Annotated in this window: 24 protein-coding genes and 1 other annotated feature; of the genes, 13 read left to right on the top strand and 11 right to left on the bottom strand. The window is 33.4% G+C overall.

Features of this window, described 5'->3' with window-relative positions; all coding sequences use genetic code 11:
* Positions 1-8 precede the first annotated feature (8 nt).
* Complete coding sequence (locus Q9R40_RS05820) at positions 9-1,409, top strand: APC family permease (protein ID WP_304676894.1); 1,401 nt, start codon at positions 9-11, stop codon at positions 1,407-1,409.
* A 46-nt stretch (positions 1,410-1,455) separates the two neighbouring features.
* On the opposite strand, the gene asnA is transcribed toward Q9R40_RS05820, so the two are convergent.
* Positions 1,456-2,454, bottom strand: coding sequence for an aspartate--ammonia ligase (asnA, locus tag Q9R40_RS05815; protein ID WP_304676893.1), 999 nt, complete (start codon positions 2,452-2,454; stop codon positions 1,456-1,458).
* A 61-nt stretch (positions 2,455-2,515) separates the two neighbouring features.
* Positions 2,516-2,755 (bottom strand) — a binding site (T-box leader).
* Between the two features lie 117 nt (positions 2,756-2,872).
* Here asnA and Q9R40_RS05810 point away from each other — a divergent pair.
* Positions 2,873-3,775 carry a DMT family transporter gene (locus Q9R40_RS05810; protein WP_297937253.1) on the top strand — a complete coding sequence of 301 codons (903 nt, stop codon included), beginning with the start codon at positions 2,873-2,875 and terminating at the stop codon, positions 3,773-3,775.
* 36 nt (positions 3,776-3,811) lie between these two features.
* Here Q9R40_RS05810 and Q9R40_RS05805 read toward each other — a convergent pair whose 3' ends face one another.
* The 3 genes from Q9R40_RS05805 to thiD all read right to left on the bottom strand — a co-directional run bounded on the left by Q9R40_RS05805 (position 3,812) and on the right by thiD (position 6,755).
* Entirely contained in the window at positions 3,812-5,200 is a 1,389-nt protein-coding gene (locus Q9R40_RS05805) for an APC family permease (RefSeq protein ID WP_094497887.1), read from the bottom strand.
* Positions 5,181-5,864, bottom strand: coding sequence for a type 1 glutamine amidotransferase (locus Q9R40_RS05800; protein ID WP_304676892.1), 684 nt, complete (start codon positions 5,862-5,864; stop codon positions 5,181-5,183). Before Q9R40_RS05800 ends, Q9R40_RS05805 begins: the two co-directional genes overlap by 20 nt.
* 75 nt (positions 5,865-5,939) lie before the next feature.
* Positions 5,940-6,755 (bottom strand): bifunctional hydroxymethylpyrimidine kinase/phosphomethylpyrimidine kinase, encoded by an 816-nt coding sequence (gene thiD, locus Q9R40_RS05795; protein WP_297937261.1) that lies wholly within the window; start codon positions 6,753-6,755, stop codon positions 5,940-5,942.
* Between the two features lie 205 nt (positions 6,756-6,960).
* Here thiD and Q9R40_RS05790 point away from each other — a divergent pair, with 205 nt between their 5' ends.
* Positions 6,961-7,737, top strand: coding sequence for a tyrosine-protein phosphatase (locus Q9R40_RS05790; RefSeq protein ID WP_304676896.1), 777 nt, complete (start codon positions 6,961-6,963; stop codon positions 7,735-7,737).
* A gap of 37 nt (positions 7,738-7,774) precedes the next feature.
* Here Q9R40_RS05790 and Q9R40_RS05785 read toward each other — a convergent pair whose 3' ends face one another.
* Positions 7,775-8,761: a LacI family DNA-binding transcriptional regulator gene (locus Q9R40_RS05785; RefSeq protein WP_304676891.1), complete on the bottom strand. Its 987-nt coding sequence runs from the start codon at positions 8,759-8,761 to the stop codon at positions 7,775-7,777.
* A 10-nt stretch (positions 8,762-8,771) separates the two neighbouring features.
* Positions 8,772-10,241 (bottom strand): sucrose-6-phosphate hydrolase, encoded by a 1,470-nt coding sequence (locus Q9R40_RS05780; RefSeq protein WP_304676890.1) that lies wholly within the window; start codon positions 10,239-10,241, stop codon positions 8,772-8,774.
* Positions 10,242-10,477: 236 nt separating this feature from the next.
* On the opposite strand from Q9R40_RS05780, the gene Q9R40_RS05775 reads away from it, so the two are divergent.
* Positions 10,478-12,421, top strand: coding sequence for a sucrose-specific PTS transporter subunit IIBC (locus Q9R40_RS05775; RefSeq protein ID WP_004896489.1), 1,944 nt, complete (start codon positions 10,478-10,480; stop codon positions 12,419-12,421).
* 122 nt (positions 12,422-12,543) lie between these two features.
* Complete coding sequence (locus Q9R40_RS05770; protein ID WP_053107342.1) at positions 12,544-13,338, top strand: helix-turn-helix domain-containing protein; 795 nt, start codon at positions 12,544-12,546, stop codon at positions 13,336-13,338.
* A gap of 417 nt (positions 13,339-13,755) precedes the next feature.
* Here the strand turns inward: Q9R40_RS05770 and Q9R40_RS05765 are convergent, their stop codons facing one another.
* The 4 genes from Q9R40_RS05765 to Q9R40_RS05750 are packed head-to-tail and all read right to left on the bottom strand — an operon-like array spanning position 13,756 to position 16,913.
* Positions 13,756-13,917 carry a hypothetical protein gene (locus Q9R40_RS05765; protein WP_304676889.1) on the bottom strand — a complete coding sequence of 54 codons (162 nt, stop codon included), beginning with the start codon at positions 13,915-13,917 and terminating at the stop codon, positions 13,756-13,758.
* A 38-nt stretch (positions 13,918-13,955) separates the two neighbouring features.
* Positions 13,956-15,326 carry an ABC transporter ATP-binding protein gene (locus Q9R40_RS05760; RefSeq protein WP_304676888.1) on the bottom strand — a complete coding sequence of 457 codons (1,371 nt, stop codon included), beginning with the start codon at positions 15,324-15,326 and terminating at the stop codon, positions 13,956-13,958.
* 6 nt (positions 15,327-15,332) lie between these two features.
* Entirely contained in the window at positions 15,333-16,283 is a 951-nt protein-coding gene (locus Q9R40_RS05755; RefSeq protein WP_304676887.1) for an ABC transporter ATP-binding protein, read from the bottom strand.
* 57 nt (positions 16,284-16,340) lie between these two features.
* Complete coding sequence (locus Q9R40_RS05750) at positions 16,341-16,913, bottom strand: ABC transporter transmembrane domain-containing protein (RefSeq protein WP_304676886.1); 573 nt, start codon at positions 16,911-16,913, stop codon at positions 16,341-16,343.
* A 188-nt stretch (positions 16,914-17,101) separates the two neighbouring features.
* Between Q9R40_RS05750 and Q9R40_RS05745 the strand changes: the two genes are divergently transcribed.
* A complete protein-coding gene (locus Q9R40_RS05745; RefSeq protein WP_297937279.1) occupies positions 17,102-17,608 on the top strand; it encodes an O-acetyl-ADP-ribose deacetylase in 507 nt (168 codons plus the stop codon).
* A gap of 19 nt (positions 17,609-17,627) precedes the next feature.
* A complete protein-coding gene (locus Q9R40_RS05740; protein WP_304676885.1) occupies positions 17,628-19,238 on the top strand; it encodes an ABC transporter ATP-binding protein in 1,611 nt (536 codons plus the stop codon).
* A gap of 41 nt (positions 19,239-19,279) precedes the next feature.
* Here the strand turns inward: Q9R40_RS05740 and Q9R40_RS05735 are convergent, their stop codons facing one another.
* Positions 19,280-19,963: a gamma-glutamyl-gamma-aminobutyrate hydrolase family protein gene (locus Q9R40_RS05735; RefSeq protein WP_304676884.1), complete on the bottom strand. Its 684-nt coding sequence runs from the start codon at positions 19,961-19,963 to the stop codon at positions 19,280-19,282.
* Between the two features lie 210 nt (positions 19,964-20,173).
* Here Q9R40_RS05735 and Q9R40_RS05730 point away from each other — a divergent pair, with 210 nt between their 5' ends.
* The 6 genes from Q9R40_RS05730 to Q9R40_RS05705 all read left to right on the top strand — a co-directional run bounded on the left by Q9R40_RS05730 (position 20,174) and on the right by Q9R40_RS05705 (position 26,166).
* On the top strand, positions 20,174-21,031 hold the full coding sequence (locus Q9R40_RS05730) for a cytochrome C5 (RefSeq protein ID WP_297937507.1): 858 nt from the start codon (positions 20,174-20,176) through the stop codon (positions 21,029-21,031).
* Positions 21,032-21,091: 60 nt separating this feature from the next.
* The gene (locus tag Q9R40_RS05725) at positions 21,092-21,514 is read left to right on the top strand and encodes a type I 3-dehydroquinate dehydratase (RefSeq protein WP_304676883.1); all 423 of its coding nucleotides are present in this window, start codon (positions 21,092-21,094) and stop codon (positions 21,512-21,514) included.
* Positions 21,515-21,665: 151 nt separating this feature from the next.
* Positions 21,666-22,442, top strand: a complete 777-nt coding sequence (locus Q9R40_RS05720; RefSeq protein WP_300591730.1) for a DUF4931 domain-containing protein — start codon at positions 21,666-21,668, stop codon at positions 22,440-22,442.
* Positions 22,443-22,490: 48 nt separating this feature from the next.
* Positions 22,491-23,342, top strand: a complete 852-nt coding sequence (locus Q9R40_RS05715) for a MurR/RpiR family transcriptional regulator (RefSeq protein ID WP_304676882.1) — start codon at positions 22,491-22,493, stop codon at positions 23,340-23,342.
* 202 nt (positions 23,343-23,544) lie between these two features.
* Positions 23,545-24,306 carry a serine hydrolase gene (locus Q9R40_RS05710; protein ID WP_304676881.1) on the top strand — a complete coding sequence of 254 codons (762 nt, stop codon included), beginning with the start codon at positions 23,545-23,547 and terminating at the stop codon, positions 24,304-24,306.
* Between the two features lie 81 nt (positions 24,307-24,387).
* A complete protein-coding gene (locus Q9R40_RS05705; RefSeq protein WP_304676880.1) occupies positions 24,388-26,166 on the top strand; it encodes a glycerophosphodiester phosphodiesterase in 1,779 nt (592 codons plus the stop codon).
* Positions 26,167-26,225 lie beyond the last annotated feature (59 nt).

Here is a 26,225-nt window from a genome sequence, read left to right as displayed (position 1 = left end):
ATTAGGAGATGAACGAAAGTGAAACAAGTAAATTAGGCTTTTGGTCTATTGTTTTGTTAGCCATTAATTCGATTATTGGCTCAGGAATATTTTTAACACCTGGCAGCGTAGTTCAACAGGCTGGATCTAAAGCTTTAATTGTATATTTTATAGCTGCAATTTTTGCATCTATCTTAGCTATTTCTTTTGCAGCAGCAGCAAAATATGTAACTAAATCTGGAGCAGCTTATGCATACTCAAAGGCAGCTTTTGGAAATAATGTTGGTTTCTACATGGGAATTTTGCGTTATTTTTCAGCTAGTGTTGCCTGGGGTGTAATGGCAGTTGGGGTTATTAAATCTACTATTTCTATTTTTGGTGGTAACCCAAATGAGACGATGAGCGTAACTATTGGCTTTTTAATATTAATGGCTGTTATTACGGTAATTAATTTATTTGGTCAAAAAGTTGTTAAGTATGTTATGAACTTAGCAACTATTGGTAAGTTAGCTGCTCTAGTATTAATTATTGTTGCAGGGGTAGTTTTATTAATTGTAAGTGGTGCTTCAAGTAATTTAAGTCAGGTAGATCAAATTACTCAAAATGGTCAGAAGATTGTTCCTACTTTAACTACTACAGGTTTTGTAATGGCAATCGTATCTGCCTTCTATGCCTTTACTGGATTTGAATCAGTTGCTTCTGGGTCAGATGATATGAAGAATCCCGCTAAAAACCTTCCACGTGCCATTCCTTTAGCAATTATTGTTATTGCGATCATTTATATTGGCGTTGTTGCTGTTGCAATGATGCTCGATCCAAAAGCATTAATGACAACAAAGCAAGTTGTCGCAATTGCTGCTATCTTTAAGAATGAAGTTTTAAGGGATGTTATCTTAGTTGGTGCTTTAGTTTCAATGTTTGGTATTAATGTTGCTTCTAGTTTCAATGCCCCACGAATTTTAGAAGCTATGGCACGTGAAAATCAATTCTCAAAGGCTTTAACTAAAAGAACTAAGAATAATTTCCCAATTAGAACCTTCTTTATTTCCGTATTACTTGCAATTTTAATTCCAATGGCATTTGAATATAATATGGTTAATTTGATTACTTTAAGTGCTATGGTACGTTTCTTAGGCTTTATTGTAGTTCCATTGGCAGTTATTCAATTCTATCGTGGAAAAACCGCAGAGCCAGTTTTAGATGCGCAAAAGAATATGTGGACTGATATTGTCGTTCCAATTCTTTCCATTGCTCTAGTAATTTTTTTACTAATAGAATATAACTGGAAGGCTCAGTTTGGGGTAGTCAATGCACAAGGCCAAGTAACGGGAATTAATTGGTATGCTGTAGCAATGATGATTTTTGGATTTATCCTTTTACCTCTAATTATGTTTATTATCTCTAGAAAAGATCGTAAAACTAGTAAATAATAAAAAAGACTGTTAAGCTCATTGGCTTAGACAGTCTTTTTGTGTGCTATAGAATTTTTATGTCAGCAGCTTCACACGATTCGATCATTTCGGGAGGCCAGATAGTTGCTTGGACTTCGCCAATATGAGCTTTTCCAAGCAAAAGCATGCATAAGCGAGATTGACCAATACCGCCACCGATTGTATAAGGAAGTTTACCTTCTAAAAGCATTTTATGGAAGGGTAAACCAGCTCTTTCTTCAGTATGAGCTTTTTTGAGTTGTTCTTTCAGTGACTCTTCGCTAACTCGAATCCCCATTGAAGAGATTTCTATTTTACGTTGTAAGGGTTCATACCAAAATAGTAAGTCACCATTTAATTCCCAGTCATCATAATCTGGTGCACGGCCATCATGCGGTTTGCCGCTACGCTTTAATTTATCCCCGATTTTCATTAAGAATACTGCTTTTTTCTCTTTAGCTATTTTATCTTCACGCTCTTCTGGTGCTAAATCTGGCCAGCGATCTTCAAGGTCTTGAGTAGTAATAAAAGTAATGTCACTAGGTAAGCGGTAAGTAGAACCAGGATAGCGCGCGCTGAGCTCTTTTTCAGTTTCTTTAATCGCTTTAAAAATTTGTTTGACAGTGGTTTTAAGAGTCTCAATGTTTCTTTCTTCTTTAGCAATAATCTTTTCCCAGTCCCATTGATCTACGTAGATTGAGTGAAAATTATCTAAATCTTCATCACGGCGAATTGCGTTCATGTTGGTATAAAGACCTTCATGCATTCCAAAACCATAGCGCTTAAGTGCTAGACGTTTCCACTTGGCTAAAGAGTGTACAACTTCGATTGTGTCATCTGGCATAGCCTTCATATCAAAAGCAACGGGACGTTCAATCCCATTTAAGCCAGTAGATTTTTCAACGAACATTGGTGCTGACATTCTTTGAAGGTTTAATTTTTCAGCAATTTTATCTTGAAAAGTTTCTCTAATGAAAACAATTGCGGCTTCAGTATCACGAATGGTTAAACTTGGATGGTAATCCTTAGGTAATATTAATGTCATAATTATATGTACTCCTTAGAAAAATTTTAAGAGTAAAGAAAAAGCCCTTCACTCCTGAGTTTCTCAGGACGAAAGGCTTTTTTCCGCGGTACCACCTAAATTGTCTAAAATAGACCAGCTTAATAGAACACAATCATGCTCCTCGGCTTGATAACGTACCGATGACGGCGTAGCTTACTATAACTTAGGCTAGCAGCACAGCGAAAAAGTGTTATTCGATAATTCAGGGTCTACTAGCTTCTCACTAACGCTAATTCACTGAAAGAATAAAATTATCTACTCGTCTCTTCATTGCTTTTTAAGTTTTATATTAATTATATTTAACTCGATTTGCGTTGAAAAAGCAAGAGGTAAAAAGATAATTTTTTTCTAGTGTGTTATGATGAATCTTGCATAAGATTAGGAAAGTTGGAAAAATATGACAAAAAAGAGATTGTGGACGTGCTTGGCAGCATTAGCCTGTGTTTTTTGGGGCATTTCTGGGTTATTTGCTAAGGGATTATTTAATATCAACTCAAGTATAACGCCAATTTGGATTTCACAAGTTCGAATGGTAATAAGTGGAGTTTTGCTACTGCTTTTTGCTCAAATTACTGGTAAGCACCCACTTAAAACTATGACTGATAAAAAAGATGCAATTACCGTTATTGCGTACGGCTTGTTGGGATTATTACCTGTGCAATATTGCTACTTTATTGTTGTGCAAGAAGCTAACGCTTCAATTGCTACTGTATTACAGTTTATCGGACCATTTTTTGTCTTATTTTATATGGTAGTCTTTGAGCACCAGGTATTACGTGCAGTAGATGTAATAGCCGCTGTTGTTGCTTTTATAGGAGTTTTCTTTTTAGCTACACATGGGCACTTTAATCAGTTGTCCTTAACTCCTTCTGTTTTGTTTTGGGGCCTTATTTCGGCAGTAGGAGTAGCCACTAATACTCTAATTCCACGACGATTACTTGATCATACATCAAGCTTAGTAGTAACAGGATGGGGTTTACTTTTTTCAGGCATTGCTTTGGTAATAGCACATCCGGTATGGCCAAAGATTCCGAATAATATTAATATTTTTTGGCTAATGGCTGGTGTAATCGTGATTGGAACTCTAATTCCATTTCAATGGATGATGGGATCACTTCGTTATATCAAACCATCAACTGCTAGTTTATTAGATGCTTTTGAGCCGGTTTCCGCAACGATTGGGTCAGTAATTATTTTTGGATTAGTGATGGCTCCAATTGATTGGGTTGGTTCAATAATGATTATTTGTGCGGTATTAGCACTTAATTGGGAACCGAAAAGTCATAATAAAAAAGAGTAGTTACTCGTGATTTTTGAGTAACTACTCTTTTTGTAATTAATCATTTCTTTTGCTGATTTTACTATGTTTATATCCATAGACGCAGTAAATAAATAGCCCAAATAAGAACCAAACACTAGCAAAAATATAAGTTTTAACAGATAAAAAGCACATCATTCCAATGCAGGCAAGTCCCGAAAGAATTGGAATTACTGGATAGAATGGAACCTTAAAGTCTCCTTCTGGAATATCTTTTCTTCTTCGTAATAAAATAACTCCAAATGAAACAAAGGTGAAAGCAAGCAGTGTTCCAATTGAAACTAAGCTGGTAAGTTCTTCAAGAGAAAAGAGACCACCCATAATGGCAATAACAATTGTTACGATCCACAAGGCATTTTCTGGAAGACCATGTTTATCAATTTTTCCTAAAAAGCTAGGTAGAAGCCCATCACGTCCAATAGAATAAATTAAACGTGAACTTGAGTAAATCATGGTTAACATCATTGTACTCATGCCGATAATAGCACCAATCGATAATAAGTCTGCTACCCAACCTTGGTTAACTACCTTTAGAGCGTAGGCAACCGGATTGGCTACATCAAGTTGTTTATAATTTACCATTCCAGTTAAAACTACTGAGACTCCCATATAAAGAAGTGCCGCCACGATTAGAGTACCGATGATTCCAATAGGCATATTTTTTTTAGGATTTTTAACTTCAGCTGCTGAAGATGAAACAACATCAAAACCTAAAAATGCGAAAAAGACTGTTGTAGCTCCACGTAAAACGCCCGTAGTTCCATATGGCGTGAATGGCTGATAGTTTTTAGGCTTAATAAAAAATAGACCAACACCAATAAAAATAAATATGATTGCTATCTTAATTAAAACAGCAGCATTATTAAATTTCATGGATGCTTTCATTCCACGAGAAAGTAAGATTCCAATTAATAAAACACTAATAACTGCCCATAAATTTAGGTACGTACCATTTAATGGATCAAATGGTCCCTCAAAATGATGCGGGATGTGTAAGCCAAAGCTGTGTAGCAAGGAGTTAAAATAAGAAGCCCATCCAGCAGATACGGCAGCAACTGATAACATATATTCTAAGATTAATGCCCAGCCTAAAATCCAGCCAATAACTTCTCCGTAAAGAATATTTCCGTAGGAATAAGCCGAGCCTGCAACCGGGATGCTAGAAGAGAGTTCGGCATAACACATACTCGCTAGAGTACAAACTAATGCAGCAATTAGAAATGAAAGGGTGACACCAGGGCCCGCTTCTTTTGCGGCCACTGTACCTGGTAAAATAAAAATTCCTGTACCGATAACTGCGCCAATACCAATAGTTAATAAGTCAAAAGCCCCGAGCGTTTTGACAAAGTGCTTATCAGTACCAAGATAACGCTTGAGGCTTTCTTTCCTAAACGGATTCAACTTCATTAGCAGTGCGCTCCTTGTGACGTTCTAAAATCATTTTAACAATTGCGTTTGCCACATTTGTGTTTCGAAGTAGCGGTCCGTGTGAATATGATCCAATAAAGTTTTTGTATCGTAAACCTTCAACTTTATCTTGAGGATTGTTGCCGTAACCTTCAATCATTTCACCAAAGGGATGAAGCATATTAGTATTATCAAAGTAAGTTTGTCCTGAATGATTTTCGAAGGCTTTTACTTCGCCCCATTCAGTCATGTAGCGCGTATCACCAATCATTCGCTTGTCTACCTTAAAAATTGTATGTAGAGGTAAGATTCCTAACCCTTTGATGGTAATGCCAGAGTTAGTTTTATAATAGTCTCCCATCAATTGATAACCACCACAGATACAAAGCATTGGATTACCGGCTTTGATATAGTTTTCAATTGTTTCTTTATGACGTGGCAGATCTTTAGCTACAACAGTTTGTTCAAAGTCTTGACCACCACCAAAGAATAAAAAGTCGTAGTCATTAGCATCAAAACTAGCGTCTAATGAAATGTTATCAACTTCAGTTTGATAGCCTTGCTTATCCAATAGGTAACGAATTACTTTAACATCGCCAGAATCTCCATAAGTATTCATTAAATCTTCGTATAAGTATGCAATTTTTATTGTTTTATCTGCCATAATTATCATCCTTATTTAAATTGTATGTTCAAAGTATAACTTAAAATTGCCTTAAATCCTAGTTAGTAAAAAATATTAGTTCATTTCTTCTTGGGCGGCTAGATGGTTGATTGGGCCATATTTAGAGCCAACATTTATTGGATGTGAAATTGCTTCATAGGTAAAATCTTTAGCGATTTTAACAGCAGTTTTGAGATCAGTACCTTTAGCTAATTCAGCTGTAATTACCGCTGATAAAGTATCACCAGTTCCGTTAACTCGGTCTGTTTTAAAATATGGCTTAGTTAACCATTCTTCTGAACCATCTGCTAATAAAAGGTAGTCCTTAACTTCGGTTTGATTACTATTATGGTGACTACCCTTAATTAAAACGTTCTTAACACCCATTTTTTGTAGTTTTCTTGCACCTTGTTTAATCTCATTTTCATTCTTTAGTTCAAGTCCAGTTAATTTCTGAGCTTCAAAAAAGTTCGGTGTAATAATGGTTGCAAGGGGAACTAATTCATCAAGAAAAGCTTGATAGGCATCATCTGCCAAAAGGGTAGCTCCATGTTTAGTGATGATTACTGGATCAAGCACAATATTTTGCATTTGGTAATGTTTTAAGTTTTTAGCAACTACATCAATGATGTCTTTATTAGCTAGCATCCCTGTTTTAACAGCTTTTATTTTAAAGTCTTCATTTAAAACATCAAATTGCTTTTGAATAAAATCTAATGGCATTAATTGTTGTGCAAAAATACCTTGAGAATTTCCTGCGACAGCAGCAGTTAAAAGCCCCATTCCATAAACACCACGTGCATAAAAAGCATGTAAATCTGCTGGCATCCCAGCACTTCCGTCGCTATCATGACCTGCAATTGTTAAAGCCTCAATATGTTCTTTTGTCATCTTGCTAACTCAATCCTCCTAAAATTTATTTTTGGTAAATTATTACTATCAATTATAAAAAATAAACTAACAAAGTGAAAGTGTTCTGTACGCAAGGCAGAAGGGAAAAACTTTTCTTGAACTTAAATCTCAAATACTTAATTAGTTTAGAAAATAGTCTAGAATATAAACTGAGAGATAATATGGAGAATAAAGGATGAAAAATATGGAACATAATCGTTTAGTTACCTTTGATGGTACTGTTAATTTTCGCGATATTGGTGGCTATGAAAATAATGAAGGTAGACATGTTAAGTGGAATAAAATTTATCGTTCTGATTCCTTAAGTAGTCTAACTAAACGCGATGAGGAAAAGTTAGAAGAAATGAAAGTCACAGTAGATTGTGATTTGCGTACAAGTAATGAACAATTAATGGCCCCGGACGGACAATGGAAAGGAGTAGAAGTTCTCGATTGTCATGTTTATGCAGAGGATAGCAGCGGTAATTTTGTTAATGACAGTCATAAACTGTATCGCTTTTTACATCATATTCCGAAAGTTAATAGTTATTTAGGTGAGATTTATCAAAATGTGATTTTAAGTCCTGCTAGTCAAAAGGCTTTTGCTCGTGTGTTTGCATCTCTGCTTACATTGCCTGAGAATGAAGCGTTAGTGTATCACTGCAGTGCTGGTAAAGATAGGACAGGAATGACCACAGCATTAATTTTAAAGGGCCTTGGTGTTGATGAGCATACAATTGCCCGTGACTATTTATTAACAAATGAGCTGTATACGTTTGGTCTTAAAAAACAACTTCCAAGTGATTCTGAGATGATTAAAATGGTTAATCGAATGAATGTTACGGAAGGGGAAGGTACCGCTATTGAAGGAATTACTCAGACAATTGATAGCGGGTATGGTGGTTTTGAAAATTACTTTACGAAAGAACTTGGTTTTTCAAAGCAAGATCTAAAAGATTTTAGGAAAATGTATTTAGAGTAACAAAAAACATTAGACACATTGAAGTGCCTAATGTTTTTTAGTTTCCACTAGATTCACGTTTAAGTAATTCTACGGGTAAATAGTAGGTATAGTTACCCAGTTCTTCAGTTGGATTATCGATTCTTTTTTCTAAAAGTTTAACAAGTAATTGTGCAATTGAGGGAATAGGTTGAACAATTGTAGATAAACGTGGTTCAAAATCACGGACAACTTTACTACCATCAAAGCCAATAAGTTTTAAATCTTTAGGAATATGAATACCTAAATCATGGCTGATATTTAAAATAAGAAGAGCAGTGAGGTCATCCGACGCGACTATTCCATCTACTTTATGATTTTCTAGTAAGTCTCTAATTGCCATTTCTTTTAAGGCGAGAGTTTCGTTAAAGATTACTGGATGGATATGTTCTGTTAACTTGAGTTCCTTAATTGTTTCTTTGTAGCCCAGGAGCCGTTTTTGAGTAGGGTGTCCATCTAAAGTGGGATTTCCGACAAAGTAAATGTGACGCGCACCATGATTATAAAGCTCCTGAGTAGCTAAACTGCCGCCTTTAAAGTTATCGGCACTAACAATCGGAATATTGTCCGACAGTTTTCGATCAAAAGATACAATTGGTAAGCCAGTTCTTTGATATTCTTCAATTCCTAAGTTATGTGCACCAGCAATAACACCATCGACTTGATTAGCCATTAACATTTGTAAATAAGTACGCTCTTTTTCTTTGTCATTGCCTGCGTTACAAAGGATTGCTTTATAGCCATGCTTAAAAAGGCGATCTTCTATTTTAGAAACTAATTCTCCAAAAAAAGGATTAGAAACATCCGGGAAAATTAAACCAATTAATTTGGTTTTCTTGCCTTGCAGAGATCGAGCAACTGAATTAGGTTGGTAATTCAACTCTTTCATTGCTTCATGAACTTTTTTACGTGTTTTTTGACTAATATAGCCGTAATTATTAATTACGCGTGAAACTGTAGTAACGGAGCAGCCTGCTTTGGCAGCTACATCGGTTAATTTGACCATTATTATCTTCCTATAATATAGAATTCATGCTCCATAGTCGTCCCGTGTACTTAGTGTCTTTGTCAAAAGCAATTTTTTGGTTTGGAGTTGATGCAAAGAATCTTAAAGTTGCAACATGACGACCATTATTGATGAAAATTTCGCATAATGAGCCATCGATGAAAATATCTAAATCTAGATCTTGATCATCTTTCAGGTCAATTGTTCTAGTTGCTCCATAATCTGGATTAACAGCTGGACCACTTGAAGCACGATCAATTGTTAATTTTGCATTTTGATCTGTATTAAAATCCAGGACTAGGCTTGTTGATAAATCTTCATTAGAAGCTAAGTGTAATTTTCCACTTTGACCAGCTAGTAAGTGAAGTTTTAGTTCATATTGCTTACCGGCTGCTTGACTAATTATCTTTTCATTATTGAGCTGTTTCTCATTATGACGTAATTTCTTAATTGCGTCTACTGGATGTTGATATAACGCCCCATCTTTAATTTCTAGTCGCTTAACTTGACTGTAGCAATTAGCCCAGTTCTCTTTATCGGTTGGATAAGTACAGTCTGGAAGACCAACCCAAGAAATAGCATAAGCATTGCCATCTGGTGCGTTAAAAGCTTGAGTGGCATAGACATCAAAGCCATCATCTAAATTAGCTGGATGTTCTTGAAGAGGAGTAAATTTTGCTTCACTTAAGTTAATATCTTTTCCAATCCAGTACATATTTGGATAAATATTTTTGTAGTCAGCAACTGACTTGTCTAATCCTTGAGGACAGAAAATTAAAACAGGATAATTATTAACAAAAACTAGGTTAGGACATTCAATCATATAGCCCATTTCGTCTTTGCCTAAGTCTAAGTAGCCATTTTCATGCCAATTTTTGAGATCAGTTGATTCATAGATATCAATGTGACCCTTCTTAGTCTTAGCATCTTGGGCCCCAAGTAAAACGTAATATTTTCCATCATGCTCAAATAATTGTGGATCACGGAAGTGTTCACTAACATGATCTGGAGGCAAGATTGCGGCGTCCTTAGGTTTAGTAATATGATTATCTTTATCCATTTCCGCAATTACTTGATAAGGAATTCTAGTCCAGTCTTTATCGCGGTGATTCCCTGTATACATTAATAGAAGTTTTCCATCATGTTCCATTGCTGAACCTGAGTAGGCACCTGCATTATCTAAGTCACTGTCTGGATCGATTGCTGAACCAAAATAATGCCAATGCACTAAGTCCGGAGAAGCATAGTGAATCCAAGATTTAACTCCATGAACTGGTCCAAATGGATAAGACTGACAAAATAGATGGTATTCACCATTATAATAGGAAAATCCATTAGGATCATTGATTAATCCAGAAAGTGGGTGGATATGATAGTGCATTTGATAAGGAGAGGTTGCAGCTTGAGCTTGAAGATTTAATAAAGTCTGTGCATCCCAATCTTTATATTTGCGATAACGTTGTTCTCTTGTCCATTCCATAACTTATTCACCTCATTGAATATGTAAACGCATTCTTATATAAGAATGTTAACTTAAAGCTGGTCTATATGTCAAACGAATAACAGTATTAAACTAATATTTTGAAAAAATAGAAATTAAAATGTGGCAAAATAATAACATTTTTTGTGATAAGCGCTTGACATAATTTTAGAATACGCTATCATAATACATGTAAATATTTAAAACGCTTACACATTTTCAAGGAGGAGACAGACATGGATCACAAAAAAGTTGCTGAAACAGTTATTGAAGCTGTTGGTCGCGACAACTTAGTAGCCGCTGCTCACTGTGCTACGCGTCTACGTTTAGTCTTAAAAGACGATAGTAAAGTAAATATGAAAATGCTTGATAGCGATCCAGATATCAAGGGTACTTTTAAAACTAACGGTCAGTTTCAAATTATTATTGGACCTGGGGATGTTAATAACGTCTACGATGAATTAATTAAAATGACGGGTTTATCAGAGCTTTCAACTGATGATTTAAAGAAGGTTGCTCAAAAGGATCAAAAGTTCAATCCAGTAATGGCCTTTATTAAGCTTTTATCTGACATCTTTGTTCCTATTATTCCAGCCTTAGTAGCCGGTGGTTTATTAATGGCTTTGAACAACTTCTTAACTTCTCCAGGTTTATTTGGAGCTAAGTCAGTTGTTCAAATGGCACCGAGCGTTAAAGGATTATCTGAAATTATCCAGGTAATGTCCGCTGCTCCATTTATTTTCATGCCTATCTTAGTTGGTATGTCTGCTGCTAAACGTTTTGGAGCTAACCAATTCTTGGGTGCAACTATTGGTATGATTATGACCACTCCAGCTTTAGGTGGAGCTGGTAAATATTGGGATATCTTTGGTTTACACGTTTCTCAAACTAATTACCAATACCAAGTTATTCCGGTTTTAGTAGCAGTTTGGCTTTTAGCTTTCTTAGAAAAGAGATTCCACAAGTGGCTACCATCTGCAGTTGACTTTACTTTCACACCACTTCTTTCAATTATGATCACTGGTTTCTTAACTTTTACAATTATTGGACCAGTCTTTAAAGGTGTGTCAGATGCAATAACTACTGCTATTGTTTGGCTTTACAATACTACTGGTGCCTTTGGTATGGGTATCTTTGGTTTATCTTACTCAGCTATTGTTACTACTGGTCTTCACCAAAGTTTCCCAGCAGTTGAAACTCAACTTTTAGCTGAATATGCACGTGGTCGTGGATCCGGTGACTTTATCTTTGTTACCGCATGTATGGCTAACGTTGCGCAAGGTGCTGCTACATTTGCTATTTACTTCTTAACTAAGAATGAAAAGGTTAAGGGCTTAGCAAGTTCATCTGGTGTTTCTGCATTACTTGGTATTACCGAACCAGCATTGTTTGGTGTTAACTTGAAGTACAAGTTCCCATTCTTCTGTGCTTTAATTGGTGCAGGTGTTGGTGCTGCTTTTGCAGGATTAATGCATGTTACTGCTGCTGCTCTTGGTTCAGCTGGTTTCCTTGGATTCTTGTCAATGGTTCCAAAGAGCATTCCAATGTGGGCACTTTCTGTAGCAATTAGTTTCATTGTTGCCTTTGGTTTAACCTTTGTATATGGCAAACGTCACTTTAAGGAAGACGTAGTAGAAGAATCCGGTACTGTTGAATCTGCTGGTGATCAAGTAGCACAACAAGAAAAAGCTGAACAAATTATCAAAGAAGATAAAGAATTACATGATGAAGTAATTGCTGCTCCTGTTTCAGGCAAAGCAGAAAGCTTAAAAGATGTAAATGACCCAGTCTTCTCTACTGAAGCAATGGGTAAGGGTGCTGCAATGGTACCAAGTGAAGGTACTATCTACTCCCCAGTAACTGGTGAAATTACAGTTGCTTATGAAACTAAGCATGCTTATGGAATTAAATCCGACGAAGGTGCAGAAGTTTTAATTCATATTGGTATTGACACTGTAAACATGAAGGGTGAAGGATTTACTACTGATGTAAAACAAGGCCAACATGTTGAAAAAGGTGAAAAGCTTGGAACAGTTGATTTAGATGCTGTGAAGAAAGCAGGATACGATACAACTGTTATGACTGTAATTACTAACACTACTAGTTATGCAAATGTTCAACGTATTGATGGCGTAGAAAAGAAGCATGGTGACGACTTAATCGCAGTTACTAAGAGATAATTATTGATAAGTAAATCAAAATAAGCTCATTTCCTACTTTGGGGATGAGCTTATTTTTTGTTCTAAGTTTAGGACTAGAATTATATAATTACATATCATTAACTTAGAAAAGAGATGAAATAATGCAAATTGGGAAAGAACTGAAAAAACTACGGTTAGAACTAGGACTAAGTCAAACAGAGATGGTAGGAGATATTTTAACAAAATCCTATTATTCAAAAATCGAACGAGGATTACATGAAATTAACGCAAAAGATTTGATTGAAATACTTGAACGAAATAGAGTTAATATTTCCGATTTCTTTCAGGGTATAGAAAGTAAGGGAAAAAGTAAAAAATATTTAGAGCAGTTAAGAAATGCATATTATGAACAAAATCTTTCAAAAATTGTAGAAATAAGAAAAATTTGTGCTACAGATTATCAATACAGAAATGTTTATGCTCATGCTCTTCTTTTAGAGAACTTTTTTAAAAAGAATAAACTATCATGTAAAGAAGAAGCAATGATTAAGAAATTAATACTTAATATAGATGAGTGGGGAGAAGATAACTTGCGCTTGTTTGCTATGGCTATATCTCTGTTTGATGAATCAGAGATTGAGTATGAACTAAATATGATTTTAAGAAAGTATAAGGAAATAGATAAAGCCAGCAGGAAAATTCAAGAAATACTTGGAGGAATAATGGTTAATTATTTAAACATAATGTTCTTAAAACATGATAGAAATTTTGAGATGATAAGCAAATTGAGGAATTTCTTGTATAAGTTACCGGTTGAGCCAAGAACTATATTTTTTAAAGTGATGGCAGATTATTATGGTTATCTTTTTAATGAAGAAAAATTAGAAGCAAAAAAGATTTTAGACTTTTTTGAAAGACATGGGATGGAGTCGATTACAGCCTATATAGCATTTTAGTTGTGTCATGATAGACACTTCGCTGATGGATTTTTAACAGTTTTGTATTATATATTCAAAGCCTTGAAATTAATAATATTTTATCTATTAGTGGAACGAATAAAAAATGAATGTTAATAAACTTATATTAGAAATAAGCTATTTATTTTGTTGTATAGGTCCGATCGTTATACTTATTATTAGAAATATAAATGATCTAATGACTGTAACATTTGGAATATTATCAATTATTTTTCTTATATATATGTTTTGGTATATTTTTATATTTCACAAGAATAAGTTTTGATTAGCAAATTCCTAATAATTATTTTTTTATCAATCTTGCATATATTTGCCTATAATATATACTCATGATCATAAATCAAAATAAGCTCATTTCCGTTTTAGGGGATGAGCTTATTTTTGTGATGAATTTTTTTATTGTTCACTACTTAGATGAATCTCTCTATCAAATAACTTATTCATATCTTGGTTAAAGTTATGGGCAATAAAAATAATAGTAATAGGCGTTCTAAGCAGTTCCTGTAAAATTTCAAAAGTTGCCTTTTGATCAATGGCACTTGTGCCTTCATCAATCAAAAGAAAAGTATCATTATGTATACAGGCACGAGATAAAATTATCTTTTGTCTTTGACCACCAAATTTTGTACATCTAATTTTGTTTCTATTTTTAGAGGCATTTTCTGAATATCATTTTTAAAAGAAAACTTATTAATATATGTAGCCACTTTGTTATTAAGACTAGCATCAAACATTGTGATATTATTCTTAATACTATCTGGAAAAAGAATAGGGTCTTGGGGAATATAGCCTATTTTAGCCTCATTTTGATCAATTTTTTGTCCATTTTTATTTCTAAAGCTTATCGTACCTGTGTTTGGCTTTATTTTTCCTAGAATAATTTTAAACAAAGTTGTTTTCCCGGATCCTGAGTCTCCAGTTAAAAGAATTTTTTCACCTGCTTTAATATCTAAATCTGGGAATTTAATTATTTTACCGCCAGAAAACTTAATAGAAAGATTATTAGTAGATAGGCTGACGGGAGATTTTAAATTTATAAATTGATTAATACTAGAAGTTGCATTCTGTATTTCGGTATTAAGTTTGTCTACAGAGTGAATTTGACCTATGTCCGTTGTAAGCATTTTAATTGCTGTATTAATATACAAACTAAAACTTTCCACAGTAACTATTACACCAAATAAAACTATATTTTGGGTAACTAAAAAGGCTGTAACTCCTAAAAGAAAAAGCTGTAATAAGGAAGCTAATCCTTTATTGAGAATGATTAAGGACTGAATTGTTTTAGTCCTTGCGATATTAGCATCTTCTAATTTGTTAGATGCGTGATTCATAACCTTAAAAAGCTGTGAACCAGCAGAAAATTTTTGTAATTCACTTAGTCCAGTTAACCACTTTTCAGCTGTATTCAAGTAATTCTTATTGGCTTGAGATAATTTTAAAGCAGCTTTTTGTAGCGAAGAATGGAGTAATTTAGGTAAATAAAAATTTAAAATGCCAACTGTTAAAACAATAACTAGTAGACTCCAATTAAAAAATAGTAACCCGATTGATGCAAAGATAATTTGGGTTAGATAATAAGGAATATCTGTATATACTAAAAGTTTAGATTCATTTATTAGGTTCAAATCATTAGTTAATCTATTTTGAATACTGGCAGAATTATGATTTTTACCATCATTAAAATAATGACTTACCAATTTGATCCTAATTTGATGATTATATTGTTGAATTTGTGCTTCAATCCAGTACTGACATATGTTAAGACCTATATAATTGAGAACGAGCAAACTTAAAGATAATGAAATTAAAATAAAAAATTGTTGTAATTTACGTTCTTTAAGAGCTGTTATTTGGTAAGTATTGATATAACTAACTCCAATAGATAGAGCAGAAGTTAGTACTTCTAGACAAAGTAAAGCAATCATTCTGGTTTTATTTACATTGTATAAACCTTTAAATGACATAGAATATCACCTCTCATATTTAAGATGAATCTTTCTATCGAATAAATTCTCTGTGATGGGGTCTAGATTATGTGCTATTACAATCACTGTTTGATTAGATGAAACTAAGTTTTTAAGAATATGGTATGTGTTTGTGGAATCAATTGCGCTTGTTGCCTCATCGGCTAGCATAATAGGAAAATTCCGTATTTCATTTCGCGCTAGAATAATTTTTTGTTTTTGACCACCAGAAAAATTACTTTTATCTAAATCAACTTTAGTTTCAACTCCATTGGACATATTTAAAACATCTTTTTTTAGGCAAGTGCGTTCAACAAATTTTTTAACTAAAGAATTTAATGAAGCATTGAACATCGTAATGTTATCAGAGATAGATACTGGAAATAAATGTCCATCTTGAGGAATATAGCCTATTTGAGCATAATTAGGCTCGAGTTTACGATTGTACTTATCTTTAAAAATTACTTGTCCTGAAGTAGGTTTTATTTGATGTAAAATCAGTTTAAATAAAGTAGATTTTCCTACTCCACTATCACCACATAAAAGAATTTTTTCTCCTTTCTTTATTTCAAGATTCGGGTAATATAAAGTTTCTCCGTTTTTAAATGAAATACTAAGATTGTGGGTGCTAATTGAATAAATTTCATTATTAGGTTTTTTTGAAGGTCTATTAAATTGTTGTAATTCAATAATTTGTTTATTTATTTCTTGAACTGACTGCATACGAGTCATGGCAGTAGTAATGGTTAGTAAAGAGCTTAAAATCGATGTGGAAAAGTTTCCGGCAGCGATTACAACTCCAAAAGTTACTTGATGATTAAAAAATAAAATTGCAGCTAAAAAAGTAATTGCTATTTGAGAAAAAGAATTAGTACAACCATTTAAAAAGTCGGCAATAGAAATAATTTTTTGCTTTTTTACAAAGGCATTTTCTAATTGTCTACTTGTTTTTTGCATCACTAAGTTTAATTTATCAAAAGCTGCATATTTTCTTAATTCCTCTAGGCCATTAAATCAATCTTCAATTGCTAATAAGTACTTACTGTTTTTATTTGAAATTTGTTTAGTTGCCAGTGAGCTCTTTTTTCTTGTAAAACATGGTATGTAAAGTGTAGTAATTGCTAATATACAAGCTAATAATGTAAGTGACCAGTTCATAAGAAAAAGCGTGCTGATTGAAGTAATTAAAAGAAAAATGGATTGAATAATATTTAAAAGCTGATTAGCATAATTCTTATTAAGTAATTGCAAATTACTATTTAGTTCATTTTCCATTTCAGCTACTTTCGAATTATTGTTGTAATAGTAATGTTTAACTATCTTATCTCGAATATAATGTATATATTTTTGAGTTTGTTTGCTGAAAAGATATGTGGCCAATGAACTAAGAAGAGTTGCAAGAAATGAAAGAAAAATACTACTAACTATGAAAAATAAGAAACCAATCAAAATGTTTTTAGCTAGTTGATTATATGCAAATTGAATAATATAAGAGCTCGCTGACGCTCCCAATGAAAAAAATATTTCTAAAAGTAGTATTACAATAAAAAGAGTTAAATCAATTCTAATTAATTTTTTTGTGGTCATTTTAATCATCTAGATTCTATGAATTTTTTTACATCTTTTTCTATAGGAGTAAATAAATGTGTTTTATAAAATTAGATTTAAATTAATAAAAATATTAATACTTGTTCAGTTAAATTGCAATATATTTTTAATACTGTTTTAGATATTATCTAATAATGATGGGTCCAACAATATGATCGGAGGAAGCAATGACTAATCTTCACGTAATTCAAGCAGATATCACCAAATTAAAAGTCGACGCAATTGTTAACGCTGCCAACCGTACTCTTTTAGGCGGCGGAGGGGTAGACGGCGCAATTCACCGGGCTGCTGGTCCAGAATTACTAGCAAAGTGTCGAACGCTTAAGGGATGCGACACTGGGGAAGCAAAGATAACTAAAGGCTACAATTTACCAGCTAAATATGTTATTCACACTGTAGGACCAGTTTATAATCCGAATTTTGCTCAAAAAGATGCAGAACTTTTAGCGAATTGTTACCGCAACAGTCTCAATTTAGCTAAAAATTATAATTTACATTCAATTGCTTTTTCTTGCATTTCAACTGGTGTATACGGCTATCCAAAAGAAGAAGCTGCCAAAATAGCTGTTGAAACTACAATAAGCTGGCTTAAACAACAAAAATTCAATATTAAGGTCTACTTTTGTGTATTTGATTCAGAAAATAAAGCCATATATAATAAACTAACGTCTTAACTAAAGTGAGGAGTTTTAGATGAGTTTAAAATATGCAAAACGAAGTCAGGTGATTTGGTTTGCGATCTTGGCTGCAATAAAGGCTTGTAATATCTTATTTGTGGCTTACATGATCAAAATTATGCTGAATGTCGCATCATCGCATTCAAAGGATGTAATGCATTTAGTGCGTTTAGCAGCTTTAACAGCTTTAGGGCAGCTATGCTTTATGATGAGTAATTTCATCTATGAGCGTGTAAAAATGGGAATCATTCGTGATGTTAATATGGTTTTCAAGCGGGCTAATTTACAATATTTGGTTGATCAAGGTGAAACTGATATAAAAAATGGCTTGTCACTTATGACGAATGACTTAAAGCAAATCGAAACAAATCGAATTACGGCTCAACTTGATATGATATATCAAGGCTTAACTTTTGTCGGGTCACTAGCGTTTGCCTTATATAATTCCTGGCAAATGACCATTATTTTCGTAGTTGCAATGGCTGCTCCAGCTATTGTACAAATTTTTACTAGTAAGATTATTACTAAAAAGTCTAAAATTTGGGCTAAAACAAATGCTAATTATACTCAGAATGTTTCTGATTCATTAAATGGTGCTCAATCAGCTAAACTCTATAATGTTAGAGATAATATTGTTGTAAGAGCAACAAAATCAGCTCAAAATATGGAAAATGCTCTGCGAAATATGAACTTAACTCAAGCTTGGGCCTTGGAATTAATATATTCTGCTGCTGAATTATTTTGTTTCATTATTCCATGTACTATTGGCGGGATAATGATGATGCAGGGAAGCTTAAGTGTTGGTACCTTATTTATGATGGTAGACTTAGCAATGAACTTCATTACGCCAGTCGTAACTTTGTTTAATGAATTTAATCAAGTTAAATCAACAGTTCCAATGTGGAAGAAAACACAAAAAGCTCTTGATTATGAAATAAAAGAAAATTCAGAAAAAGCCAAGAAGTTTGAAGGACTAGATGTAAAAAATCTTTCGTATCGAACTAAGGCAGATAAGCATACAATTTTTACAGATGTTAATTTACAGGTTAAACCTGGAGAAAAGATTCTGCTTATGGCCCCCAGTGGTTGGGGCAAAACCACTTTGCTGCGCCTAATGCTTGGCTTAAAGAAACCAGTAAAGGGTGAAATTTTGATTAACGGAAAGAATGTAACTGGGGACTGGGCAAAAGCTCATAATTATTTCTCTTATGTTAATCAAAAACCTTTTATGTTCGATGATACGTTGCGGTTCAATATTACCTTAGGTAGAAAGGTTAGCGACGAAAAATTAAAGGAAGTTATTCATCTAGCTGGTTTAGATGAATTAGTTAAAAAAGAGGGGCTTGACCATAAAGTTGGCGAAGCTGGCAATGGTTTATCAGGTGGACAAATCCAACGAATTGAAATTGCTCGTGCCTTATTGTCAGGGCGACCAATTTTGTTAGCTGATGAAGCTACGAGTGCTCTAGATCCGAACTTGTCTCTAGCAATCCATGAAACTCTTTTGAAAAATCCTGATGTTGCAGTAATTGAAGTTGCTCACAAAATTTCACCAAAAGAAAAAGCGATGTTTAATAAAATTGTTCATTTAGACATGAGTGAAGGAAGTAAAAACAAAAATAATTAAAAATAAGCTTGAGAAGTTTCATACCTCTCAAGCTTATTTCTTTAGTTTAATTTTGCAAAAAAGTTAGTAAAAATTTTTTCTTGCTTCGGATCGTTCAATAGCTTATCTGGTCGCCATTGAATACCTAACATTGTTTGATCAGTTGATTCAATAGCTTCAATAATACCGTCAGGGGTAGTTGCTACAATGTTAAAGTTGTTAGCAATAGTCTTAATAGCTTGATGGTGGTGGCTATTAACGTAGGGATGAGTCCCTACAGCTTTAGCAAGTTCACTTTCATCAGTTACATTAACATGGTGACTTTCTAAAGAGAGATCATTTGGCTGAATATGTTGAACACCTGCACCAGAATTTTGAGCATAAATATCTTGGAAAAGTGTACCGTTAAAAGCGACATTTAACATCTGCATTCCGCGGCCAATTCCTAAAATTGGTAAGTTGGAATCATGAGTATTTTTGATCAAGTTTAACTCAAATTGATCTCGATGGGGATCAGTTTCTCTAAGCTCAGGAAGTGGCTCTTCATTATAAAAAATTGGCGTAATATCAGGACCATCGCTAAGAATCAAAGCATCGAAATTGACGCTAGGTACTGGCATAGTCTTTAAGCTTACGGGAGCAAAGACAAGAGGAAGAAATCCAAGTTTTACCACCGTATCAACAACACTTCGATCAACAATTACCTCACTATTTTTAATACCTGCAGTAATACCGATAGTTTTCATTAATAAACACTCCCCTAATAAATTGGATATTTATAAAAATTTAAAACTAGGTCTGAATTTTTAATAATATTATTTTAACATAGTGTGTTAAAAGCAATTATCACGATCTTTTTAAGTTACATAATTTTCTTAAAAAAGTAATGCGGATAGTCTTCTAACATGCTAATATTGATTAGCACAATAAGGTAAAGGTAGAGAATAGTGAATAAGATGGAAGATTCTAAAGATAAGAAAAAAGTTTTAACTAGAGAAGAGTATCGAAAGCGACTAGCAAGCCATGGTAAAGTAAACATTTGGGACTTATTCTTAAACCGGCCATACATTTCAGTAGCTTTAATTGTGCTAGCAATTCTATTTATTATGACCAGGTGGTGGCTTGGTCTAGTAATTTTAATAATTGCTGCAATTGCTGGAGCATTTATCATTGTAAAAAGTAAAAATCCTGATCGAACTCTTAGTCTAGAATTTAAATTAGGTGGAAACAAAACACTTCATTTACTTAAAGCATTGCAGCTAGGAGCTTCAATGATCATGTTTTTATCCACTTATATGCGACAAGTTGTAACTATTAATTTTCAGACTACTGGCTCACAAGATATGTTAAAAATGCTTCAAGGGGCGGCTGCTAGTACCAATAATATTTATGCAGCGCAAGGAGCAAACGTAGTTGGTTTACTTGATAACTTATTAGGCGGCAGTTTATGGGGAACATATCGTTATGCGACAAATAGTGGGCAATTTATGAATGATCCTGCAGGTAGATGGATTATGATTTGGACTTTCCTTTTAATGGTAGCTCCTGCTATTTGTGTTTTGGCACAATTTTTTAGAGAACCATATTCACGTCGTGCTATGTTAGTAGGATCTGGTATTTCAACAGTGTTATTTGTTCTAACACCAGCCTTAATTCATCAATGGGCATATCAATTTGCTATTAACCATCAAATTAATCCAGCACAGATTGGTCAAATGTTTAGTGTCGGCTATATGGCTTACTTTGGTATGGGATGTAGTATCCTAGTATTTGTAATTGCTATTATTCGGAGCATTAAACGTGATAAATTTTAATGAATGAAGATAAAATTGCTACTATAATTTAGGTAGCAATTTTTTATTTGGAGAAAAAAGATGAGTTTTGATCAAAGAAAAGTAGAAATTAACAAGCAAATGATTTTAATATCTATTAATACTGGTGTAAGTGAAAAGGATATTTTAAAGCAAGCAGAGGAAATAAAAAAACTCCAACCTGAGATGATGGAGTGGAGAATTGATTATTTTAAGGACGTAGTTTTAATGAATAGGTTACTTGAAGTTGCGGGAAAAGTAAAAGATGTGATGGGATCTATTCCTGTTTTAATTACATTTCGTAGTCAAAAATTCGGTGGTAAGACTGAATTAGATAGTGAAGATGCATATTTAAACCTAGTAAAAATTGTAATTGATTTTAAATTGGGATATGCCGTTGATATCGAGCAAGGGCATGTGGCTGATAGAGTAGAAGGGTTAATTAAAGATGCGAAATCTAAGGAAATACAAGTTGTACTTTTCTAGATAAAAAAACTCTTTCGGAAAAGTGACCGAAAGAGTAAAGTTAAGGAAAGCTACAAAATGTTATATGAAAGCGCTTCAATCGCCTTCATAGATTATTATAGTAGAGTGTGAGCTGAAGTGCAAATATTTTTTTCAGAGATGGAGAATAAATTTGAATAACGATCCACTTATATTTGAATTTGCGATAGCTAAAGATAAACCATCGAGTTTTAATAAAGATAAAAGTAATGCATGTCCTTTTTGTGATGTAGATAATTTGACCAACATTTATCAAACAAATGGATCGATGATTTGGCTTGCGAATAAGTTTCCAACTTTAAGGGATACAAAACAAACCGTACTGATTGAATCAGATAAACATAGTGGGGATGTTGCTACATATTCACAAGAATATAATCGCCGCTTAATGAAGTTTGCTCTCGAATGCTTCGACAAGATGAGGCAAAACAGAGAATTCAGATCAGTCCTTTGGTATAAAAATTTTGGACCTAAGTCTAATGGATCACTATCTCATCCACATATGCAAATTGTCGGTTTGTATAAAGAAGATGGCTATAAATATATTCACGAAAATAATTTTACTGGAATTACTGTTTTTAAGACAAATAATATGGAAGTTAATTTTGCGACACATCCAGTTCAAGGCTTTCAGGAATTAAATGTTAATTTAATAGATAAAAACGGCTTAGATCTTTGGGCAGATTGGATTCAATACGCTATCCGTTATACCTTAGAAAAGATGTATGGAGGAAAATGTGATTCATATAACCTGTTTTTCTATCCCAATAAAGACGGAATCTGTTGTAAAATTATCCCACGTTTTTATGCACCGCCTTATTTTGTAGGCTATAAATTATCTGAGTGTAATGATAATGATACCTTGATGAAAGAAGCAAAGAGATTATTAAATTTTGCACGAAAATCTTGAAATAATATTTCAGTACCTTAGAATGTTGAATAGAAATAGAGGTACGTTATGGATTTATCTACTAAAGTTTTAAACAATTATCCTAATTTTAAGGGAGCATCTAAAAAGATTGCCGATTATTTATTGGCTCATCCAAAGACTTTTTTACAAGAAGATGCACAAGGCTTAGGAAAAATCACTAAAACTAGTGCGGCTTCGATGATTCGTTTTTGTCAACAATTGGGTTTTAAGGGACTAAAAGATTTTCAAATTCAACTTGCTCAAGATACACCACAAGAAAATGAAAATACAATTGAACCGATTGTGGATAATCATGATAATCCACATATTGTTTTACAAAAACTTCTATCAAGTATTGAACATAATACTGAAAAAACAGCTCATTTGATTGATGGAATGGCCTTAAATCAAGCTATCAATTTTTTGAAAAATGCTGATCGAATCTATTTAGCTGGTGTTGGTGCATCCAGTTTACCAGCTCAAGATCTTTACTATAAATTTATTCGTAGTGATAAAAATGTCATTTTTAATCAAGACGTTCATATTGCCTTAGAGAGAATCTGTTATTCCCATTCGACAGATGTTTTGGTTATTTTCTCTTATAGTGGCCTGACTCAAGAAATATTATTACTTGCTGAACAAGCACGTAAGAATCATACTCCGATTATTGCTATCACTCGTTCTCATCAGTCTCCCTTGGTTGAAGTCAGTGATGTAGTTTTAGGTATATCAACAGATGAAAAACTACTTAGAGTAGGTGCGATAAACTCACTTTTTTCTGAAGTGTTTGTTTCAAGTGTCTTATTTTTAGCAACGATTAATCAAGATTTACCTAGATTAGAAGAAAAGTTTAAAGAAACAGAACTAGTAACTAATCAATTAAAGCAATTAGATGAGTAGTATTCTAATAACAAATTAAATAAAGACTGTAACCTACTAGAAAAGATGCACTTAAGCATCTTTTTCTTTTGAAATTAAAAGCTATCTTGATATAAGATAATAAAAAGTTTTAAAATAACTTTATAATAAAAGATACTGATATAATATATAAGATAACGTAAGTTAAGTTTTGTCTAATTCTAATAAGAAAGGCGATTGCTTTATGTTAAAGGATGGAATTACTGACATTATCCAAAAGTATGATATTGATGCAGGTGTAATTGTTAGGTGTAGCGATCAAATTATGTATCAATATCAAGCTGAGAAAATTTTTCCAGCAGGAAGCTTGATTGACTTAGCTATTGCTGCATATATTGAAGATCAGTGGAAAAAGACCCCTGAAGTCGTGGATGAAAAAATGGAAGTTACTGATCTTTCTCGTGTGCGTGGCGCCGGTATTATTGGTGATTTACGTCGTACTAATTGGAGCGTTCGAGACCTAGTTTATTTAACTAGTGCACTATCGGATAATGTAGCTACTAATCTATTAATTGAAAAATTTGATATTTATGAAATTGATGAGTGGTTAAAAAAGAATTATTCCGGCATCCGATTGGGGCGAGAGTTAATGCGCTATTCAGCTAACGGTCAAGATAATGAATGTACAGCTGCTAGTGTTGATAAGTTGATTACACATTTAATGACTACTCAGAATCTCTTCTGTGCTTTAGTGCGTAAAGGATTGAGTAATCATACTATTTCAACAGATTTAACTTTTTATGGGGAGAATCTTCTTACCTACAATAAATTGGGACGGGATCGTCAGGCATGCCATGAGGTTTGTGCTTTTATGACGAAAAAAGTAACAGTATTTTGTACCGTTTTGAGTAGTTATGAAGGAAGAAATATAGAAGATCGCTTATTCTTTCAAGAATTAAGTAAATTGATTTTTTTGCATGTAAAAAGTGCTGACTTGGCAAAATAGGAATCCTGAGAATAGATAAGGATTCCTATTTTTAATAAACTAAATTGCAAGGGTAGAAAATAGGGAGTGGAGGAATAATTTTTGAAAAATATTTTTCGAAAAATAGATATGTATTCTAAAAATTTTAGAATGCATTGGCTAGAGTATGTAGCTTTGTTTATCGGAATAGATATTTTTACGCAGATGCTAATAATTCCGTTATTCAGATATGTAACAACTGGAATTTTAAAAGCTAGCGCAATTCCATTCGTTTCATATCAAAACATTGTTACCATTATTACCACTCATAGTGGAGTTGCTCTACTTTTAATCTTTGAATTGGTTATCCTGCTTTTAGTAATTTATGGTGTATTTGCCTTAATATTATTGGGAATTAGAGAAATTTCTCAGAATCGATTTTCTCTTAAATTACTATTTCAAGAATTATGTCAGACATATCGTTCTGTTCGAGTAGGGTCTATCTTATTACTAGGCCTGTATTTTTTATTAATTGTACCTTTTGCAGATATGGTTTATCGAACACCGTTATTAGCCAAAGTTCAAATTCCAGAATTTATTTTGGATTTTATGACTAGAAACATTTGGCTGATTAGTGGATTGATAATTTTTTATTTGCTAGCTTTTATTTTTGGTATCAGATTGATTCTGACGCTTCCCTTGATGATTTATCAAGAAAAAAAGACATGGCCTGCGATGAAAAAAAGCTGGGAGTTAACCAGCCACAAAAATTGGTGGGCCCTCTTAAGTAGCTTATTGGTTGCAGGAATCTGTGTTAGCGTAATTTTAGTTAGCTGCAATTTAATAATTTATTTCTGTCAATTGGGATTAGATCATTTGCCAGAAAAGCTTAGCTTTAGTTTTGCGATTTTTAATCTGTTGCTGGTTCAGATCCTCAGTGAGTTAATTGCAATTTGGATTAGTGTTATTTCTATCTTAATTGTCGTCACACCGTTAAATGGTTTTAAGTGGGAAGATCAGAAAAAAGTAAAAAGTAAAAAGACAGTTAAAATAGTAGATTCCTGCTTAATAATCATTTTTGTATTAGCTGCAGGAATCAATAGTGCCTTGTATTTAAAGGGAGCCTATATGCAGCGTCCAGTCACTATTTCACACAGGGGAGTAAGTGATAAGAATGGGGTGCAGAATACTATTCCGGCTCTAAAAAAGACAGCAAAACTTCATCCAGATTATGTGGAAATAGATTTGCATGAGACAAAAGATAATCAGTTTGTAGTTATGCATGACGAAAATTTGAAAGAGTTAGCTGGTATTAATAAAACTCCAAAGGATTTAACTTTAAAGCAGTTGACCAGAATTACGCTTCATGAAGATGGTCACCAAGCTAAAATCGCCAGTTTTGATCAATACCTAAAAGCTGCTAAGGAACTAAAGCAAAAATTATTAATCGAAGTTAAAACAACACCTAATGATTCTCCAAAAATGCTTCAAAATTTTAATAAAAAATATGGCAAGCTAATTGTTAAGCGTAAATATCAAGTTCAATCATTAGATTATCGTGTTATTGAGGGCTTACACCAGATTAATCCTAAGTTATTTGTCTTGTATATTGAGCCTTATAATTTCACTTATCCCCAAAGTGTTGCAGATGGGTATTCAATGGAATATTCTACCCTAAATAATGATTTTATATGGCAGGCTCAACTTCAAAATAAGCCAGTATATGCTTGGACAGTTAATAGTCCACAAATGATGATGAAGATGATGTATGACAATGTCAATGGAATTATTACTGATCAACTAGCTGAATTAAATGAGACAGTTAAAGATTTTGAAGATAATCGTAGTTACGCTAATAAACTGTTAAACTTCATTTTAATATTGCCTGATGATAATAAATAATTAGTAAGAAAGCATCCCTGAAAGGGATGCTTTTTGTATAGAAGAAAATGCTTATGTTT

The sequence above is a fragment of the uncultured Lactobacillus sp. genome, from assembly GCF_948948975.1.
GTDB lineage: Bacteria > Bacillota > Bacilli > Lactobacillales > Lactobacillaceae > Lactobacillus.
This window is presented reverse-complemented; position numbering and strand designations above follow the sequence as displayed.

Excerpts from the sequence above, each read along its gene's own strand:
- Q9R40_RS05770 (WP_053107342.1), top strand. The coding sequence starts at position 12,544 with ATGCAAATTGGGAAAGAACTGAAAAAACTACGGTTAGAACTAGGACTA.
- Q9R40_RS05740 (WP_304676885.1), top strand. The coding sequence starts at position 17,628 with ATGAGTTTAAAATATGCAAAACGAAGTCAGGTGATTTGGTTTGCGATC.
- Q9R40_RS05785 (WP_304676891.1), bottom strand. The coding sequence starts at position 8,761 with ATGGTCAAATTAACCGATGTAGCTGCCAAAGCAGGCTGCTCCGTTACT.
- Q9R40_RS05780 (WP_304676890.1), bottom strand. The coding sequence starts at position 10,241 with ATGGAATGGACAAGAGAACAACGTTATCGCAAATATAAAGATTGGGAT.
- Q9R40_RS05735 (WP_304676884.1), bottom strand. The coding sequence starts at position 19,963 with ATGAAAACTATCGGTATTACTGCAGGTATTAAAAATAGTGAGGTAATT.
- Q9R40_RS05775 (WP_004896489.1), top strand. The coding sequence starts at position 10,478 with ATGGATCACAAAAAAGTTGCTGAAACAGTTATTGAAGCTGTTGGTCGC.
- Q9R40_RS05805 (WP_094497887.1), bottom strand. The coding sequence starts at position 5,200 with ATGAAGTTGAATCCGTTTAGGAAAGAAAGCCTCAAGCGTTATCTTGGT.
- Q9R40_RS05725 (WP_304676883.1), top strand. The coding sequence starts at position 21,092 with ATGAGTTTTGATCAAAGAAAAGTAGAAATTAACAAGCAAATGATTTTA.
- Q9R40_RS05745 (WP_297937279.1), top strand. The coding sequence starts at position 17,102 with ATGACTAATCTTCACGTAATTCAAGCAGATATCACCAAATTAAAAGTC.
- Q9R40_RS05790 (WP_304676896.1), top strand. The coding sequence starts at position 6,961 with ATGGAACATAATCGTTTAGTTACCTTTGATGGTACTGTTAATTTTCGC.
- Q9R40_RS05820 (WP_304676894.1), top strand. The coding sequence starts at position 9 with ATGAACGAAAGTGAAACAAGTAAATTAGGCTTTTGGTCTATTGTTTTG.
- Q9R40_RS05810 (WP_297937253.1), top strand. The coding sequence starts at position 2,873 with ATGACAAAAAAGAGATTGTGGACGTGCTTGGCAGCATTAGCCTGTGTT.
- Q9R40_RS05750 (WP_304676886.1), bottom strand. The coding sequence starts at position 16,913 with ATGACCACAAAAAAATTAATTAGAATTGATTTAACTCTTTTTATTGTA.
- Q9R40_RS05760 (WP_304676888.1), bottom strand. The coding sequence starts at position 15,326 with ATGTCATTTAAAGGTTTATACAATGTAAATAAAACCAGAATGATTGCT.
- Q9R40_RS05710 (WP_304676881.1), top strand. The coding sequence starts at position 23,545 with ATGTTAAAGGATGGAATTACTGACATTATCCAAAAGTATGATATTGAT.
- Q9R40_RS05755 (WP_304676887.1), bottom strand. The coding sequence starts at position 16,283 with ATGCAAAAAACAAGTAGACAATTAGAAAATGCCTTTGTAAAAAAGCAA.
- Q9R40_RS05800 (WP_304676892.1), bottom strand. The coding sequence starts at position 5,864 with ATGGCAGATAAAACAATAAAAATTGCATACTTATACGAAGATTTAATG.
- Q9R40_RS05730 (WP_297937507.1), top strand. The coding sequence starts at position 20,174 with ATGGAAGATTCTAAAGATAAGAAAAAAGTTTTAACTAGAGAAGAGTAT.
- Q9R40_RS05715 (WP_304676882.1), top strand. The coding sequence starts at position 22,491 with ATGGATTTATCTACTAAAGTTTTAAACAATTATCCTAATTTTAAGGGA.
- thiD (WP_297937261.1), bottom strand. The coding sequence starts at position 6,755 with ATGACAAAAGAACATATTGAGGCTTTAACAATTGCAGGTCATGATAGC.
- asnA (WP_304676893.1), bottom strand. The coding sequence starts at position 2,454 with ATGACATTAATATTACCTAAGGATTACCATCCAAGTTTAACCATTCGT.